This is a genomic window from Pseudomonas amygdali (assembly GCF_002699855.1).
GTDB classification, from domain to species: Bacteria; Pseudomonadota; Gammaproteobacteria; order Pseudomonadales; family Pseudomonadaceae; genus Aquipseudomonas; species Aquipseudomonas amygdali.
The window spans coordinates 1-16,502 of the sequence record NZ_LKBW01000022.1; the positions used below are offsets into that span (position 1 = coordinate 1).

A 16,502-nucleotide genomic window follows, 5' to 3' on the forward strand; every position below is an offset into this window, starting at 1 on the left:
TTTGGTCGGCATACATGCACCTCTAGCTACATGTTATGCCCGAACACAAAATTTCTGACAGTCTCGCACCTGGATCAAGGTGTTCAATGTCAACCTGTTCTCCACGGCGCTACTGGCTCGCGGGCTGTTTGACGAGTTGAAAGCGGCCAAGGGCAGCATCATCAATGTCACCTCGATTGCCGGCTCGAAGGTTCACCCTTTTGCCGGGGTCGCCTATGCCACGTCCAAGGCGGCACTGTCGGCGCTGACCCGGGAAATGGCTTTCGATTTCGGCCCGCACGGGATACGGGTCAATGCCATTGCGCCGGGTGAAATCGATACGTCGATTCTGTCACCCGGCACCGCCGAGATTGTCGAGCGGCTGGTGCCGATGCACCGGCTGGGCAAGCCCGAGGAAGTCGCTTCGCTGATCTACTTCCTGTGCACGGCTGGCGCGTCCTACGTGAACGGTGCGGAGATTCACGTCAACGGCGGCCAGCACGTCTGACTCAACGTGTGCCGGAAACGCTCTCCGGCACGCGCCGCACGCCCAGGCGACTGATCCACACCGACGCCACGATCACCCCGCCGCCGATCAGCAGGCGGGTGAAGTCCTCATGCTGGTTCCAGATCAGCAGATTGATCAACAGCCCCAGCGGCACATGCAGGTTATTCATCACCGCCAGGGTGCCGCCGTTGACCATGCACGCACCTTTATTCCACCAATACATGCCCAGCGCCGTCGAACACAGGCCGAGGAATAGCAGTACGATCCACTGGGTCGGCGCTTCGGGCAGGTGTTGCGGGTTGCCGAACATCAGGAACGCGGGCAATACCACCGCCAGTGCACCGAGGTAGAAATAACCGAAACGTCGGTAATGCGGCAGATCGCTCGGGTGGCGCGCCACCAGATGCTTGTACAGCACCTGCCCGGCAGCGTAGGTGAAGTTGGCCAGTTGCAGCAGCAGAAAACCGCCGAGGAAGTCGCCGTCCAGACCGTCGTAACGAATCACGCCCGCACCCAGCACAGCGACCATCGCCGCCAGCAAGGCCCAAGGATTGAATCGCCGGTTCAGCGCGTCTTCGATCAGCGTCACGTGCAGTGGCGTGAGGATGGTAAACAGCAATACTTCGGGCACGGTCAGCACCCTGAAACTCAGGTACAGACAGACATACGTGACGCCAAATTGCAGCGCGCCGATCAGCAGCATGCCACGCATGAATCGCGGTTCGACCTGACGCCAGCGGGTCAGCGGGATGAATACCAGACCGGCGAGCACCACGCGGATCAGCACCGCGAAATAGCTGTCGACGTGCCCGGCCAGATAGACACCGATCAGGCTGAACGAAAACGCCTGAATCAGTGTGACGATAAGTAGATAACCCATGCCTGCCCCCATTTTTGAAGGGCGCGACCATAGCGGCTGCGTCACTCACTGTCCACTCGACGGCCGCCGCTTTTTGACGCCAACCCATCGCCGCGCCCCGCGTTACCCGTCACAAATATGACAGTCGTATGTTTGACGCACATATCGTCGGTTTCGGCGAAAATATAGCCTATATCACGCAACTTTTCCTTAATGGAGGGTCTTACTCCGGGGCGCTGCAATATTGACTTCATCACCTAAAATCCTCGTCGCCCGGAGTAACACCATGATATTCAACACAAAAGACTTTGGTGCAGTGGGCGACGGCGTCACGGACGATACAGCAGCCATTCAGGCCACTATTGATGCAGCTGCAGCGGCTGGCGGTGGAGAAGTTGTGCTGGCAGCCGGGACCTACATTGTGTCCGGTGGCGAGGAGCCTTCCGACGGCTGCCTGATGCTCAAAAGCAACGTGACCCTATCGGGCGCGGGCATGGGCGAGACAGTCATCAAGCTGGCGGATGGCTCGGACACCAAGGTCACCGGCATCGTGCGTTCCGCCTACGGCGAAGAAACCCACGACTTCGGCATGAAGAACCTGACGCTGGACGGTAACCGGGACGCCACCACCGGCAAGGTGGACGGCTGGTTCAACGGCTACATTCCAGGTTCTGACGGCAAGGATTCGAACGTTACGCTCGACAGCGTCGAGATCAAGGACTGCTCGGGCTACGGCTTCGACCCGCACGAGCAGACCGTCAACATGGTGATCAAAAACTGCGTATCCCATGGCAACGGCCTGGACGGCTTCGTGGCCGATTACCTGAGCGACAGCGTGTTTGAAAACAACGTTGCGTACGACAACGATCGTCACGGCTTCAACGTGGTCACCAGCACCCACGACTTCACCCTGAGCAACAACGTTGCCTATGGCAATGGCAGCACCGGCATCGTGGTGCAGCGCGGCAGTGAAAACATCCCCTCGCCTGCCAATATCACCATCACCGGCGGCGCGGTCTATGGCAACGGTGCTGAAGGCGTGCTGATCAAGCTGTCCAGTCAGGTCTCTGTCAGTGGCCTGGACATTCACGACAACGGCAGTGCCGGTGTGCGCATCTACGGCAGTTCCGGGGTGGATGTGTTTGATAACACCCTGAGCAACAACTCCCTCGGCGCCCCGGTGCCGGAGATTATCATCCAGTCTTACGACGACACTTCAGGCGTTTCCGGCAAGTATTTCAACGGCAGCGACAACCTGATCCGCGGCAACCTGATCACCGGCAGCGACAACTCCACCTACGGCGTTGCCGAGCGCAACGAAGATGGCACCGATCGCAACAGCATCGTGGGCAACACCATCAGCCACACCAGCAAAGGCCTGACGCTGGTTTATGGTGACGGCAGCTTTGCCGGTGATTCTTTTCCGCTGGTCACCGTGCAGGGTACCGACGCCAACGATGCGATCACCGGCGGCGCCGCCAATGAAATGATTCTCGGGCTGGCTGGCAAGGACACGCTCAACGGCGCTGCGGGCGACGATATTCTGGTCGGCGGCGCGGGTGCCGATACTTTTCGCTTCGATCAGTTGACCGACAGCTACCGTACAGCGACCACCAGTTCCACCGATCTGGTCACCGACTTCGATATCAGCCAGGACCGCATCGACCTGAGCAACCTGGGCTTCACCGGGCTGGGCAGCGGCAAGGGCGGTACTCTGAACATCAGCTACAACGCCACGCTGGACCGCACTTACGTCAAATCACTCGACGCCGATGCCAGCGGCAACCGATTCGAGCTGGGCCTGAGCGGCAACCTGAAAGACACGCTCAGTGCCAGCCATTTCATCTTCCAGCGGGTCATCGAAGGCACTGCGGGCGGCGATACCCTGACCGGCACTGACGGCAACGACGTGATGAACGGCAACGCCGGTACAGACCGCATCAATGGCGGTGCCGGTGCAGATCTCATCAATGGCGGGGCTGATGCCGATATTCTGACCGGTGGCGCGGGCGCGGACCTGTTCATCTACAACTCGCGCCTGGACAGCTACCGCAATTACAACGCCAGCGGCACCAAGCAGAGCGACACGATCACCGACTTCAACCCTGCCGAAGACCGCATCGATCTGTCCAGCATCGGCCTGCGCGGCCTGGGCGATGGCAGCGCCAACACCATTTACCTGTCCGTCAATGCCGACGGCAGCAAGACCTACATCAAGACCGATGCGGTCGACAGCACAGGCAATCGCTTCGAGATCGCCTTGCAAGGCAATCTGGCCGACAAACTGAGCGCGTCCAGCTTCATCTTCTCTACAGCCTCAGCCGCCAATCAGGCGCCAGTGCTCAATACGCCGCTGATGGACCAGAACGTCACCGAGCTGAAAGCGTTCTCCTACGCAGTACAGCCGGGCAGCTTCAGCGACCCGGACAGCAACACGCTGACCTACAGTGCGACTCTGGCCGATAACAGCGCCCTGCCCGATTGGTTGAAGTTCGACAGTAAGACCCTGACCTTCAGCGGCACACCGGGCGGCACGGCATCCGGGCTTTATTCGGTATTGCTGACCGCGAGCGACGCCACCGGCGCTTCGGTGGCCGACAGTTTTGCCATCAATGTGGGCAACGTGACGCCGGGGACCCTCACCGGCACCGAAAATGCGGAAGCGCTGTATGGCACCGAAGGTGACGACACCATTCTCGGGCTGGGTGGCGACGATACGCTGCGTGGCGATACCGGTGCCGACATCATCAACGGTGGCGCTGGCCGCGACGCATTGTACGGTGGAGACGGTGCCGACACGTTCGTCTACAGCACACTCACCGACAGCTACCGCGATTACGATGCTGGCGGGCTGACGGCCACCGACACAATCTATGACTTCACCCCCGGCCAGGACAAAATAGACGTCTCTGCTCTGGGTTTCCTGGGGCTGGGCAACGGTGAAGATCACACCTTGTACATGACCCTCAACGAAGCCGGCGACAAGACCTATGTCAAATCCGCCACGCCGGATGCCGACGGCAATCGCTTCGAAATCGCCCTGAGCGGCAACCTGATCGACACCCTGACCGATGCGGACTTCGTGTTCGGCCAGCGCGAGGCTCAGGAGATTCTCTATCTGCCGATGCTTGGCCAGTCCAACGCACGCCTGCTGCGCATGACCGAAGACGACAATCAGTCCGGCACCTCGGAAATGGTCAAGGACCTGGCCCGTTACACCGATTATGACGTGCGCAGCCAGTTCACCGACGCCAACGGTGATGGCATCGACCTTGCCGTAGGCGGCAGCACCGTGGTCGGCTATTCGACCGGCACGCAGGAAGAACAGCGTGTTTCGTGGTGGCTGGTGGATACCGATCAGCCAGGCCCTGCGCTGCTGCGTGCAACCGAACTGCTCAAGTCGCAACTGACGTCACTAACGGCTATCGACAAAGTGACCACCGGGATTATCTGGGGTCAGGGTGAAGAAGCCGCGCAGGAAATAGCCCGCGCCACGGACAAGCAGGCTGCAGCCGACCTGTACAAAGCCTCGACCCTGAAGGTGTTCGATTACCTGCACGCGCAGATAGGCGACTTCACCGTGTACATGGCCGAAACCGGCCACTATCAGACCGAGGCGGCCAAGGCACGTGGCTACACCGAAGAAAAGATCAACGCTATTGTCGAGGGTGCCGGATACGTCAGAAACGCTCAGGAAGCCATCGCCAATGAGCGTGCCGACGTCAAGCTGGCAGTTGACTACACCGACCTGCCGTTGCGTTACGAGGTCAACCCGCTGGTCTACCCCGATGACGTCTGGCACCTGCACGAAGAGTCCGCCGAAATCGTCGGTCAGCGCCTGGCCGACTTCATTGCCGATGACCTGGGTTTTCGTGGCGATGCCAGCGACAACAACGACCCGACCGCCATTTTCGAGAGTGGCCAGAATGAAGGCGGCAACATCTTCGGCACCAGTGACGACGACACATTGGTGGGCAGCGCCGGCAATGACGTGCTGGATGGCGATCAGGGCGCAGATGACATGACCGGCGGGGACGGCAACGACATCTATGTAGTCGATAACGCACTCGATACCGTCACCGAGAGCAATGATTCGCCATCGCAGGTTGATACCGTGGTGTCTTCCGTCAGTTGGCAGTTGGGGGCGAACGTGGAAAACCTGCTGCTTACCGGCGTATCTGCCATCAACGGCACCGGCAATGCGCTGAAAAACGTCATCACCGGCGATGCCAGCAACAATGTTCTCGACGGCGCAGCGGGTGCCGACCTGCTGACCGGCGGCGACGGATCGGACAGTTATTACGTTGACGATGCAGCCGACCGAGTGGTCGAGACCAACGCAGATCAGCAGGTAGGCGGCATCGACACGGTGCTCAGTTCGCTGGCCAGCTACACGCTGGGGGCCAACCTGGAAAACATCGTCATCACCGGCACAGGGGCGGCGAACGCAACCGGCAATACCCTTGATAACCTGATCTACGCAGGCGCTGGCGACAACGTCATGGACGGTCGTGACGGCAATGACACGGTGTCTTATCTGTTTGCCACGGCAGGCGTTACGGTTGCGCTGAACACCAGCGCTCAACAGGCCACCGGCGGCTCCGGGTTGGACACGCTCAAGGGTACAGAGAACCTGACTGGCAGCCAGTTTGCCGACACGTTGACCGGCAACAAAAACGCCAACGTCCTGAACGGCGGCAGTGGCAATGACACCTTGTCCGGCGGCGCGGGTGACGACGTACTGATCGGCGGGTCAGGCGCTGATACGCTGATTGGCGGCACCGGTGCAGACCGTTACGTGTTCAACAACAGCAACGAGACAGGCCTGGGCGGCCTGCGCGACATCATAAACGGCTTCAAGGCAGCCGAAGGCGACAAGCTGGACTTCACAGGCTTCGATGCCCGACCCGATGCGTTCGTGTTCATTGGCAACGCGGCGTTCAGCGCCAACAACACCGGCGAGCTTCGCTTCGCCGATGGGGTGCTGTACGGCAATCTCGATGACAACATCGGGGCGGACTTTGAAATCCAGCTGACTGGCGTGCAGAGTCTGCAAGCGGCCGATATCATGGTCTGATTGTGCCCAGCGTATTGCACAAGTCCTGAAAGCCCGGAACAAGGAGCTTTCAGGCTTCTGCCCCAAGGACGTGGGAGCGAAGCGGCGACGCTTCGCCTGTTCGCGAAGACGGTATTTCAGCCGATGCATTTTCGGCGATCATACCGGCCCTTTCGCGAACAAGTTCGCTCCCACAGTCTTCGGCCACAATTGCGTATAACGCAACGGGGGACCCCGTTATAAAATCGATTTATCGATTAAAAACTTCAAGCCCCTCGCCTAACCCATCCATAAATTTGTTTTATCCATAAGAGCGCTCTACTCTCAGGCTGGCTGGCAGGTGAGCCTGATTCGCAACTTGATGATGCTGCGATTGAACGTGGATGAAGCGTCGACACTCTGACCTGCGCCAACCTGCATACGCCGGGTTCGCGGCGCCTCTGGCCCGTTGACGAACACCACCGAACATTTGGCGTCTACATCCCCGTAGTTGCTGACGGTGATTGACCCGATGTTGTGATAAACGTCGTGCGTCACGTAATCGATCTTCACGCCCTGATACTGCTTTTCGACCTCGATGGGGTACGCAAAAGCCGTCACAGGCAACATGACCAGCAGTACACAGCACAGTCGATTCATTCGGCGATCTCCGAAGCGGGATTGTCAGAGTAGAACAAATAGCCAGCACATTAAGAGGAATTACAGCATGAAAGCGCCCCGCGTGACTCTCGACCAGTGGCGCACATTACAAGCCGTAGTCGACCACGGTGGCTTTGCTCAGGCCGCCGAGGCGCTGCACAGGTCGCAGTCATCGGTGAGTTACACCGTGGCGCGCATGCAGGAACAACTCGGCGTGCCGCTGTTACGCATTGACGGACGCAAGGCTGTGCTGACCGACGCCGGTGGCGTACTGCTGCGCCGTTCACGGCAACTGGTCAAACAGGCCAGCCAACTGGAAGACCTCGCCCACCATATGGAACAGGGCTGGGAGGCAGAAGTGCGGCTGGTGATTGATGCGGCCTATCCTTCGGCACGCCTGGTCAGGGCGTTGACCGCGTTCATGCCGCAAAGCCGAGGCTGCCGGGTGCGGTTGCGTGAAGAAGTGCTTTCGGGTGTCGAGGAGGTGTTGCTGGAAGGCGTCGCGGACCTGGCCATCAGCGGCTACAGCATTGCCGGGCATCTGGGCACCGAGATGAGCTCCGTCGAGTTCGTCGCCGTCGCTCATCCGGACCACGCCCTGCACCAGGCCAATCGCGAACTGACCTTTCAGGACCTGGAAAGTCAGCTGCAGGTGGTGATTCGCGACTCAGGCAGACAGCAACCGCGGGATTTCGGCTGGCTGGGCGCAGAGCAGCGCTGGACGGTCGGCAGCCTCGGTACAGCCGCCACCTTCGTCAGCAATGGCCTGGGTTTCGCCTGGCTGCCTCGCCACATGATCGAGCGTGAACTGCGCGAGGGGCTGCTCAAGCCGCTGCGCCTGGACAAGGGCGGCAGCCGCAACCCGACCTTCTATCTTTACTCCAGCAAGGACAGGTCGCTGGGCCCGGCCACGCAAATTCTCATCGATCTGATCCGCACGTTCGACACCGCACCACTGACCACGGCACTCACTGCTCCCCAACACGCCTGACAGGAGTAGGCACATGGCTTTTTTCGAACACGACGACTGTTCGCTGCACTATGAAGAGTACGGTCTGGGCGAACCCGTCCTGTTGTTACATGGCCTGGGTTGCAGTTGTCAGGACTGGGAATATCAGATCCCGGCACTGGCCAGTCAATACCGCGTCATCGTCATGGACATGCGTGGCCATGGTCGCTCGGACAAACCCTACGGGCGCTACAGCATTCAGGCCATGAGCAATGACGTGGAGGCGTTGATCGAACACCTTCGTCTGGGTCCGGTACACCTGATCGGCCTGTCGATGGGCGGGATGATCGGCTTTCAGTTGGCGGTCGATCAACCGCACCTGCTCAAGAGCCTGTGCATCGTCAACAGCGCGCCACAGGTCAAGGTCAGAAGCGCAGGCGACCTTTGGCAATTGGCCAGACGCTGGACCCTGTCACGCATCGTCAGCATGCCTACTCTGGGCGAGGCGCTGGGCAAGCTGTTGTTTCCAAAGCCGGAGCAGGCCGACCTGCGGCGCAAGATGGCCGAGCGTTGGGGCAAGAACGACAAGCGCGCCTATCTGGCCAGTTTCGATGCCATTGTCGGCTGGGGCGTGGAAAACAAACTGGGGCGCATTACCTGCCCGACGCTGATCATCGCAGCCGAACACGATTACACACCGGTCTCGCTCAAGGAGGCTTACGTCAAACGCCTGCCCAATGCGCGGCTGCTGGTCATCAAAGACTCCCGGCATGCCACGCCACTCGACCAGCCCGAGCAATTCAATCGCACGCTGCTGGAATTCATGGCCAGCATCGGAGTCTGAAAACCTTGTGCAGCCCATAGGTGCGCTGGCTGATGGCATGAAGCCGCGCAAACCCTCTAACACGCTGGGCAAAGAACGCCAAACGTGGTTACCTTGTCGGCCACAGTCGATATCTCTTACCGAAGGACCTGTTGCCACATGCTGAAAAAAATCGCCCTCACCGCCTGCTCCGTATTGTTCGCCGCCAACCTGATGGCTGCTCCGGATAAAGCCACGCACGTGGTACTCGATACCAGCTTCGGCCAGATTGAAATCGAACTCGCAGACACCAAGGCACCGGTCAGCACCCAGAACTTTCTGGGTTACGTCGACAGCGGCTTCTACAGCAACACCATTTTTCACCGTGTGATTCCGGGCTTCATGGTGCAAGGTGGCGGTTTCACCCAGCAACTGGTTCAGAAGCCGACCAAGGACCCGATCAAGAACGAAGCACAGAACGGTTTGCACAACGTGCGTGGGACCATTGCCATGGCCCGTACTTCGGACATTAACTCGGCTACCAGTCAATTCTTCATCAACACCAACGACAATGCCATGCTCGACAACGGCACACGTGACTTCGGTTACGCGGTGTTCGGTAAAGTCGTCAAGGGTATGGACGTGGTCGACAACATCGTCAACGCCCGCACCACTACTTCGAAAGGCATGCAAAACGTGCCAATCGACCCGATCCTGATCAAGTCCGCCAAACGCGTCGACTAAGCAGGAAACCTGCACCGCATAAAGCCTTCGGGCTTTGTGCGGGCTGGACGGGAGAGCCTCCACTTATCAAGGAGAACCCACGTCGCGTGGGTGTGATAGCCAATGCTTTATCGTCGTTTTGAAAAACTGATCGATATCTTCAAAGACGCCCCTACCCCTGCCCCTCCCAACACCGTCTTCGCGTTTTACATGTATTACCTGCGTCAGGTATGGCCGACGTTTCTCGCGCTTCTGGTCGTGGGACTGATCGGGGCGCTGATCGAGGTGTCGCTGTTCAACTACCTGAGCCGCATCATCGACCTGGCGCAAACCACGCCGCCCAAGGATTTTTTCAGCGTTCATGGCCCGGAACTGATCTGGATGGTGGTGGTGGCCCTGCTGCTGCGCCCGATCTTCGTCGGCCTGCACGACCTGCTGGTGCATCAGACCATCAGCCCCGGCATGACCAACCTGATTCGTTGGCAAAACCACAGCTACGTGCTCAAACAGAGCGTCAACTTCTTCCAGAACGATTTCGCCGGGCGTATCGCCCAGCGCATCATGCAGACCGGCAATTCGCTGCGCGACTCGGCGGTGCAATCGGTGGATGCGCTGTGGCACGTACTGATCTACGCGATCAGCGCCATGGTGCTGTTCGCCGAGGCCGACTGGCGCCTGATGATCCCGCTGGGCACCTGGATCGTGGCGTTCATACTCTCGCTGATGTACTTCGTCCCCAGGGTCAAGCAGCGCTCGGTGGAGTCGTCCGATGCGCGCTCCAGGCTCATGGGCCGGATAGTCGACGGCTACACCAACATCACCACATTGAAACTGTTCGCGCACACCAATCATGAGCAGCAATATGCGCGTGAAGCGATGCGTGACCAGACCGAGAAAAGCCAGCTGGCTGGTCGTGTCGTCACATCGATGGACACCACCATCACCACCATGAACGGCGTGCTGATTGTCACCACAACCGGGCTGGCCCTGTGGTTGTGGACCCAGTCGATGATCTCGGTGGGGGCCATCGCGCTGGCCACTGGCCTGGTGATTCGTATCGTCAACATGTCCGGCTGGATCATGTGGGTGGTCAATGGCATTTTCGAGAACATCGGCACCGTGCAGGACGGCCTGGAGAGCATCTCGCAGCCTGTCACGGTGAATGACCAGCCCGGCGCGCTGCCGCTGAAGATCGAAAACGGCGGCGTCCGGTTCGATGGCGTTGATTTCCATTACGGCAATGGCAACGGGATCATTCACAACCTCAACCTGGACATCAAACCGGGCGAGAAAATCGGTTTGATCGGGCCTTCAGGCGCCGGCAAGTCGACGCTGCTGAACCTGCTGCTGCGCATGTATGACGTTCAAGGCGGCAGGATCCTGATCGACGGTCAGGATATTTCCGAGATTACCCAGGAAAGCCTGCGTGCGCAGATCGGCATGATCACTCAGGACACGTCGCTGCTGCACCGTTCTATTCGCGAAAACCTGCTGTATGGCAATCCTGACGCCACTGACGAACAGCTCTGGGAATCGATCCGCAAGGCCCGTGCCGAAGAGTTCATCCCGCAGTTGTCGGATTCCGAAGGCCGCACCGGTTTTGATGCCCATGTGGGAGAGCGCGGCGTCAAGCTGTCCGGTGGTCAACGCCAGCGCATTGCGATCACCCGTGTGCTGCTCAAGGACGCACCGATCCTGATCATGGATGAAGCCACCTCGGCACTTGATTCGGAAGTTGAAGCAGCGATTCAGGAAAGCCTGGAAACCTTGATGCAAGGCAAGACCGTCATCGCCATCGCTCACCGCCTGTCGACCATCGCCCGTATGGATCGCTTGGTGGTACTGGAAAAAGGCCAGATCGCCGAAACCGGCACCCACGCCGAACTGCTGGCCCGCGGCGGGCTGTATGCGCGGTTGTGGCAGCATCAGACGGGTGGGTTTGTAGGGGTGGATTGAGTATGGGGAGATTGCTGGCCTCTTCGCGAGCAAGCTCGCTCCCACAGGATCTTCAGAGGCCAGTGATCTACCCGCTGCCATGTATACCCATGACTATCGTGCCAATGCTCCGCGTTGGCATGCATTTCGTGACGCTCCGCGTCACAAGTCTCGCGCCGATGCTCCACGCGGGAAGGCATATCCTCCGCTACTCCGTCTGCCGGTACGGCAACGCACTCCTCGCCTCATCGGCATACGCCAGTACACCGACGCGTTCCTGCTCGAGAAACTCACTGACCGCGTCTTTCAACCCTGGGTGCATCAGGTAATGCCATGACCGGGTGATCTGCGGTTCGAAGCCACGAATCAATTTATGCTCACCTTGAGCGCCGGCATCGAATCGTTGCAGACCATGGGCGATGGCGTAGTCCATGCCCTGATAGAAACAGGTCTCGAAGTGCAGTCGGTCAAACTCGGCCAGGCAACCCCAGTAGCGCCCGTAGAAACTATCGTCACCGATCAGGCTGAAAGCCATCGCCACAGGCCGTGAGCCCTGCAAGGCGATGACCACGCGGATCGATTCGGGCATACGCTCGGCCAGCAGACTGAAAAATTCGCGTGTCAGGTATGGCGCCTGCCCGCGAATTTCGTAGGTATTGGAATAGCAGGCGTAGACGAAGTCCCACAGCACTTCGCTCATCTGCGCGCCTTCGAGCCATTCAAACTCGATGCCCTGCCCCGCCACCTGTTCACGCTCCTTGCGCATCTGCTTGCGCTTGCGCGAACTCAATGCGTCCAGAAAGTCCTGAAAGTCGCGGTAACCCCGGTTATGCCAATGAAACTGACAACCAAAGCGCTGCAACCAGCCCGGTTGCGATTCAAGCAAGGCATCGGCAGCCGGGTCGGTGAAATTCACATGGGCGCTCGACAGCCCCTCGCTCTGCAGATAGGCCGGCAGCTCGCTGAGCAACTCCATGCCGCCTTGAGGCGTTGCCGACAGGATGCGTGAGCCGCCAACCGGGCTGAACGGCACCGCGACCAACAGTTTGGGGTAATAGGCGATTCCGGCGCGACGGCAGGCGTCTGCCCAGGCGTGATCGAACACATATTCGCCGTACGAGTGCCACTTCCGGTAGGCCGGCAATGCCGCAACCAGTTGATCGTTTTCGTAGTGCAGCACATGTTCGGCACGCCAACCGGAGCGTGGCCCGAGGCTGCCGCTGTCTTCCAGCGCGCTGAGAAAGACATGCCGCAGGAACGGCTGATTGCACGGCACCAGTGCGTCCCATTGAGCAGGGGCAACGGTGCTTAGGTTGTCGATAACGTGAACGGGCATGCAGATTCCCCGGATTGTCAGGCGTTATGGAGAGTATCCCTTATTGAGGCCCTGCGTTCACAGCGTCCGAAAGCTGTATGGAAAGTTTGATCGCACACGCCTTGATCGCACGCATGCGTTCCTTGGTGATCTGGTTTACCCGGTCAAGGTATTGTTGATCGGATTGCATGTCCGGCGACAGCTCATCCAGAACGGCGAGACGCTCAGTAAAAGGGCGCTTCACCGGCTCAAACTCGTGGGCGTAGCGGGTTTCCAAATAATCCATCCAGAACTCCCTGGCAATCAGTGATTCGAAAAACGCAGGAGTACTTTCACGCGCAATTATCTCGCGGTAGGCGGAATCCAGATCGGCGTCACTCACCCCCGCCAAAGTCCTGAACAGCATGGATCTGGACCGGCTGGCCAATCCAAGCCGTACCTGCAAACCCGTTCGATAGGCCAGTCGTACTTCGGCTTCATCTACCGTTTTATTGCTTTTCATCCGAAGAGCAATATCGCGACGGGCAATTTTTTCCACCTCATCGAGACGGTCGAGACTGCGGGTCATCTTGAACAGCTCCAGTGGCCGTGCGGCTTCCGGCGTGGATGACGTAATCGCGAACACCCCAACGCGAACTTCCATGTCCCCGAATATTAACGCCAGACCATCGCCACAGGTTTGAGGATGGGCGGCAAGATCAAACAATTGCCGACGCAGCTCCCCATTTTCAGCAGCCGCTTCCATCATCGTCCAGACCCGTGTCGTGAGCGCTTTACGATCGTTGAAAAAGTCTGCTGAAGTGGTCAGGTCGCTCAGCACCTGAAAAAAATCCGTAGAACCGGAACAGTCCTGCACGTTATGCCAAAGCTCTGTCCGTGCAGCCAGTTGCTCACCACTCGCACTGCCAAGCCAGGTCTTAAGGGCAGGCGTTTCCTGATACAACAAGCGGTTATGGCTGATACCCAAACGGGACTGATACCGTTGCTCACGCAGCACTCTGATCCGTTCATGCGTCTGCACACTCAGCGGATTACCATTCAAATGTATATTCAGACGATTATCGCTGAGGGAGCGATCAATAAGGGCGAGCGCCTGGGTAGTTATGTCCGAGATATGGTTGTCACGAAGGTCGAGAAGCATCAGATCAGAACTGCGCCAGTTCCACTCTGGCACCCTTTCAATACCTGTAGAACGTAAAAAAAGCATGCGCAGTGCGTTGAGCGGACTCAGCCGCGTGCTCCGCCCAAGCGAGCAAAAACTGAGGTCCAGAACTTCCAGTCGGCTCAGATTGCGCAAACCGGCGTTGCACTGGTCGGTCCAGACCAACGGGTTGTGTCTGAGTGACAACTCTCTGAGTCGAGTCATCCGCCCTATCGACTCTGGCAGGGATTGCAGCGCATTGAAATCCAGGCTCAATGAATGCAGGTTGCTGAAATGCTTAAGTAATACATCAGCCTGTAAATGGGTAAGCCGCATGTTTCGAGCGTTTAAAACCGCCACATGACTGAAGTCAGCCAATACCTGCGGCATGTTTCCTATCCGTAGACCCTCCAGATCAAGCGAATACCCCAAAAACTCACCCTGATAGTTTCTGCAGTGAGCGCTCAGGCGCCTCCAGCAATTGCGAATTCGCAACGCCGCGATTGCCCTCGGTCTAAGCAGTGACGAGGGCTCAGCTTGCAGTACCCAATTGTCCAGGCCGGTTTGCAAAGTGCTCAGTTCCTGAGCGAGGCCTTGCAGCCTTTGTCGAACAAAGTTCGTCAATTGCGAGGCAGAACCTGTGTGCTCTGCACGCAGAGCCTGAAGAAACGTCGTAACCTGCTCCTCGGAAAAATCCGGATACAGGCTTTTTACCGCAAGCTCTGGCGAGTGGCTGGGCGCACCAATCCCAAGCCTGCGGAAGAGGCCACGCAAACGTCCGCTCAGGGGGTAACCCACACGGCCATCGTGCAGTCGTTGCGGCCATTTGATGCCAGGATTGATCGGCTGCAACTGCAGGATTTCCGCTATCCGGTCGCGTCTGTCAGATGCGATACGACACAAAAGACTGCGCAGGTGCTGCTCATCCGCATTCACTGGCAATTCGATGTTGACACGCACGTCATCAGGAAGCGCGTTCAGCAGAGCACTGAAAAAGCTCTGACCAGCCTCACCTATAGACTCACCCAACTGATTGAAGGGCTGAAATACCTCTTCGGTTCTGATCAGAACCCGATGCACGACAGTCGTCTGGTCACTTTCAAGGCTCGCGATCTCATCGCCCTCCAGCGTGTCTTTCAGCAGATGGATTGAAACGTCGCCACGCCAGCCCGGCGTGTACGGCAACATTCCAAGCCCAGTCGCACAGGTGTCCGGATTACCCGACGAGCGTCGGTAGAAGCCTTCGATGGCCCTGTTTATTCGCAGTTGCTGCTGATACTCACGAGCATGCTCGGCAAGCTCAAGAGGGATACGTTTTTCCGAGGTCATCCGTGCGGTGTCTGCATCGCTCGCCATCTCGATGAGCTCCAAAGCGATGCTGTCCGGCACACTGCTGAAATCGCGTTGAATCAGCTTGACCAGCGGCTCACTGCTGCGGTTGTGCAGTGCATAAACCTCGTCAAGCAACGGCCCCATGTGAAGTTGCGCACAGTCGGCCAGATAACGTTTGAAACCTTGAACCTGCGAAGTTTTATCTGCACCGCTGGTTCCCGTCAGATGACTGACTTCATCGGGTGTCAGCCCTTCCAGCAATTGGCCGAGCGCCTGCGTGAGGTCTTCTGTCACGCCCACGACACTCGATGAAAATGTCATATGCGCCCCCACGTTCCAGGCGTCGATCATGGTTCCGTCTGCGTCTAACACTAACAACCCTCGGCTCTTGTGCCAGTGCGGCGACGACACCAGCAGCTTCATCCATGGCTCGATATGAGTGACAGGCACTGGCGAGGACTCTTCTGCCTTGAGGGCGTCTATGCAGGCTTGCAAGCCCCGCTCGATTTCCATGCGCTGGATGGCATCTCTCAGAAGAGCTGGAAGCGGGTGACTTTCGACATGTATCTGACGCAACAACGCCTCGTTGCTGCCCGTAATGCTCAAGACCCGCGAGATCTCTTCTTCGGTGAACGCATCACACGTCACATTAAGCCGCCTGAACGCTGTGACTTCATCCCAGCCCATGGGGTTTTCCCACTCGTGACGCCAGGCACCGGCCCCGTTGTGCTCAAGCTTAGGCGAGTAGGCGTGCTGATCCTGCGGGTGCCTGATACGCCAGTTTTTTCCGGTTGCGTCTGCTTCAACGCGGTACAGCTTGCCGTTCATTGGCAGCCACGTCTTGCTGTCGAATTCGTAAAGCCCCAGCGGATTGGCACGCAAACCGTCAGGCACCGTAACCGTATCCGCATAACCGCCAACAGTCGGCTTTCCAAGACGAACCGATCCATCCACCCTCTTCTGCACCAGGCTTTCGATAAACATCGACGGTTCCAGCCGATCGAGCGCGCCAATGACGCTGCCCACCACCACTGTCTGAGCGACGTTTTCGGCGATGTTATAAACATGTTGCATGGCCTCTTCCACTTCCCCGTGCGTCCAGTCTTCGTAGGCAACGAACGCTTCGCGGACAATCTGATAGAGAGCAACCACGGCCATGACTTCACCCAGCACAGGCACAAAGAGCCCGGCCGCCTTGAGTATGAACCGCCCCGGGTTTCTCGGAGACCCTTTTGTTTGAGTCATGCCACCTGGGCAGACTCGG

At 58.5% G+C, this 16,502-nt stretch carries 9 protein-coding genes and 1 pseudogene; 6 read left to right on the plus strand and 4 right to left on the minus strand.

The genetic code is table 11. The features are described 5' to 3' along the window. Window positions 1–67: 67 nt before the first annotated feature. Window positions 68–487 (plus strand): annotated as a pseudogene (locus AO277_RS02865) (SDR family NAD(P)-dependent oxidoreductase); the annotation flags it as partial. A 1-nt stretch (window position 488) separates the two neighbouring features. On the opposite strand, the gene AO277_RS02870 reads toward AO277_RS02865, so the two are convergent. Then, window positions 489–1,367, minus strand: a complete 879-nt coding sequence (locus tag AO277_RS02870; protein WP_005779368.1) for a carboxylate/amino acid/amine transporter — start codon at window positions 1,365–1,367, stop codon at window positions 489–491. 265 nt (window positions 1,368–1,632) lie between these two features. Between AO277_RS02870 and AO277_RS02880 the strand changes: the two genes are divergently transcribed. Then, a complete protein-coding gene (locus tag AO277_RS02880; RefSeq protein WP_044319524.1) occupies window positions 1,633–6,423 on the plus strand; it encodes a M10 family metallopeptidase C-terminal domain-containing protein in 4,791 nt (1,596 codons plus the stop codon). Window positions 6,424–6,726: 303 nt separating this feature from the next. On the opposite strand, the gene AO277_RS02885 is transcribed toward AO277_RS02880, so the two are convergent. Next, the gene (locus tag AO277_RS02885; protein WP_002554784.1) at window positions 6,727–7,041 is read right to left on the minus strand and encodes a hypothetical protein; all 315 of its coding nucleotides are present in this window, start codon (window positions 7,039–7,041) and stop codon (window positions 6,727–6,729) included. A 67-nt stretch (window positions 7,042–7,108) separates the two neighbouring features. On the opposite strand from AO277_RS02885, the gene AO277_RS02890 reads away from it, so the two are divergent. The 4 genes from AO277_RS02890 (at window position 7,109) to AO277_RS02905 (ending at window position 11,471) form a co-directional block, all read left to right on the plus strand. Further along, window positions 7,109–8,032: a LysR family transcriptional regulator gene (locus AO277_RS02890; RefSeq protein ID WP_002554785.1), complete on the plus strand. Its 924-nt coding sequence runs from the start codon at window positions 7,109–7,111 to the stop codon at window positions 8,030–8,032. 13 nt (window positions 8,033–8,045) lie between these two features. Then, window positions 8,046–8,834, plus strand: a complete 789-nt coding sequence (locus AO277_RS02895; RefSeq protein WP_044319523.1) for an alpha/beta fold hydrolase — start codon at window positions 8,046–8,048, stop codon at window positions 8,832–8,834. 138 nt (window positions 8,835–8,972) lie between these two features. Next, window positions 8,973–9,536, plus strand: a complete 564-nt coding sequence (locus tag AO277_RS02900) for a peptidylprolyl isomerase (RefSeq protein WP_044319522.1) — start codon at window positions 8,973–8,975, stop codon at window positions 9,534–9,536. A gap of 102 nt (window positions 9,537–9,638) precedes the next feature. Further along, window positions 9,639–11,471 (plus strand): ABC transporter ATP-binding protein, encoded by a 1,833-nt coding sequence (locus AO277_RS02905; RefSeq protein ID WP_044319521.1) that lies wholly within the window; start codon window positions 9,639–9,641, stop codon window positions 11,469–11,471. A gap of 187 nt (window positions 11,472–11,658) precedes the next feature. On the opposite strand, the gene AO277_RS02915 is transcribed toward AO277_RS02905, so the two are convergent. Beyond that, window positions 11,659–12,786 carry a GNAT family N-acetyltransferase gene (locus tag AO277_RS02915; protein WP_044319520.1) on the minus strand — a complete coding sequence of 376 codons (1,128 nt, stop codon included), beginning with the start codon at window positions 12,784–12,786 and terminating at the stop codon, window positions 11,659–11,661. A gap of 40 nt (window positions 12,787–12,826) precedes the next feature. Continuing rightward, window positions 12,827–16,502 (minus strand): NEL-type E3 ubiquitin ligase domain-containing protein (locus tag AO277_RS02920; protein WP_371411863.1); only part of this gene is annotated, 3,676 nt, incomplete at its 5' end.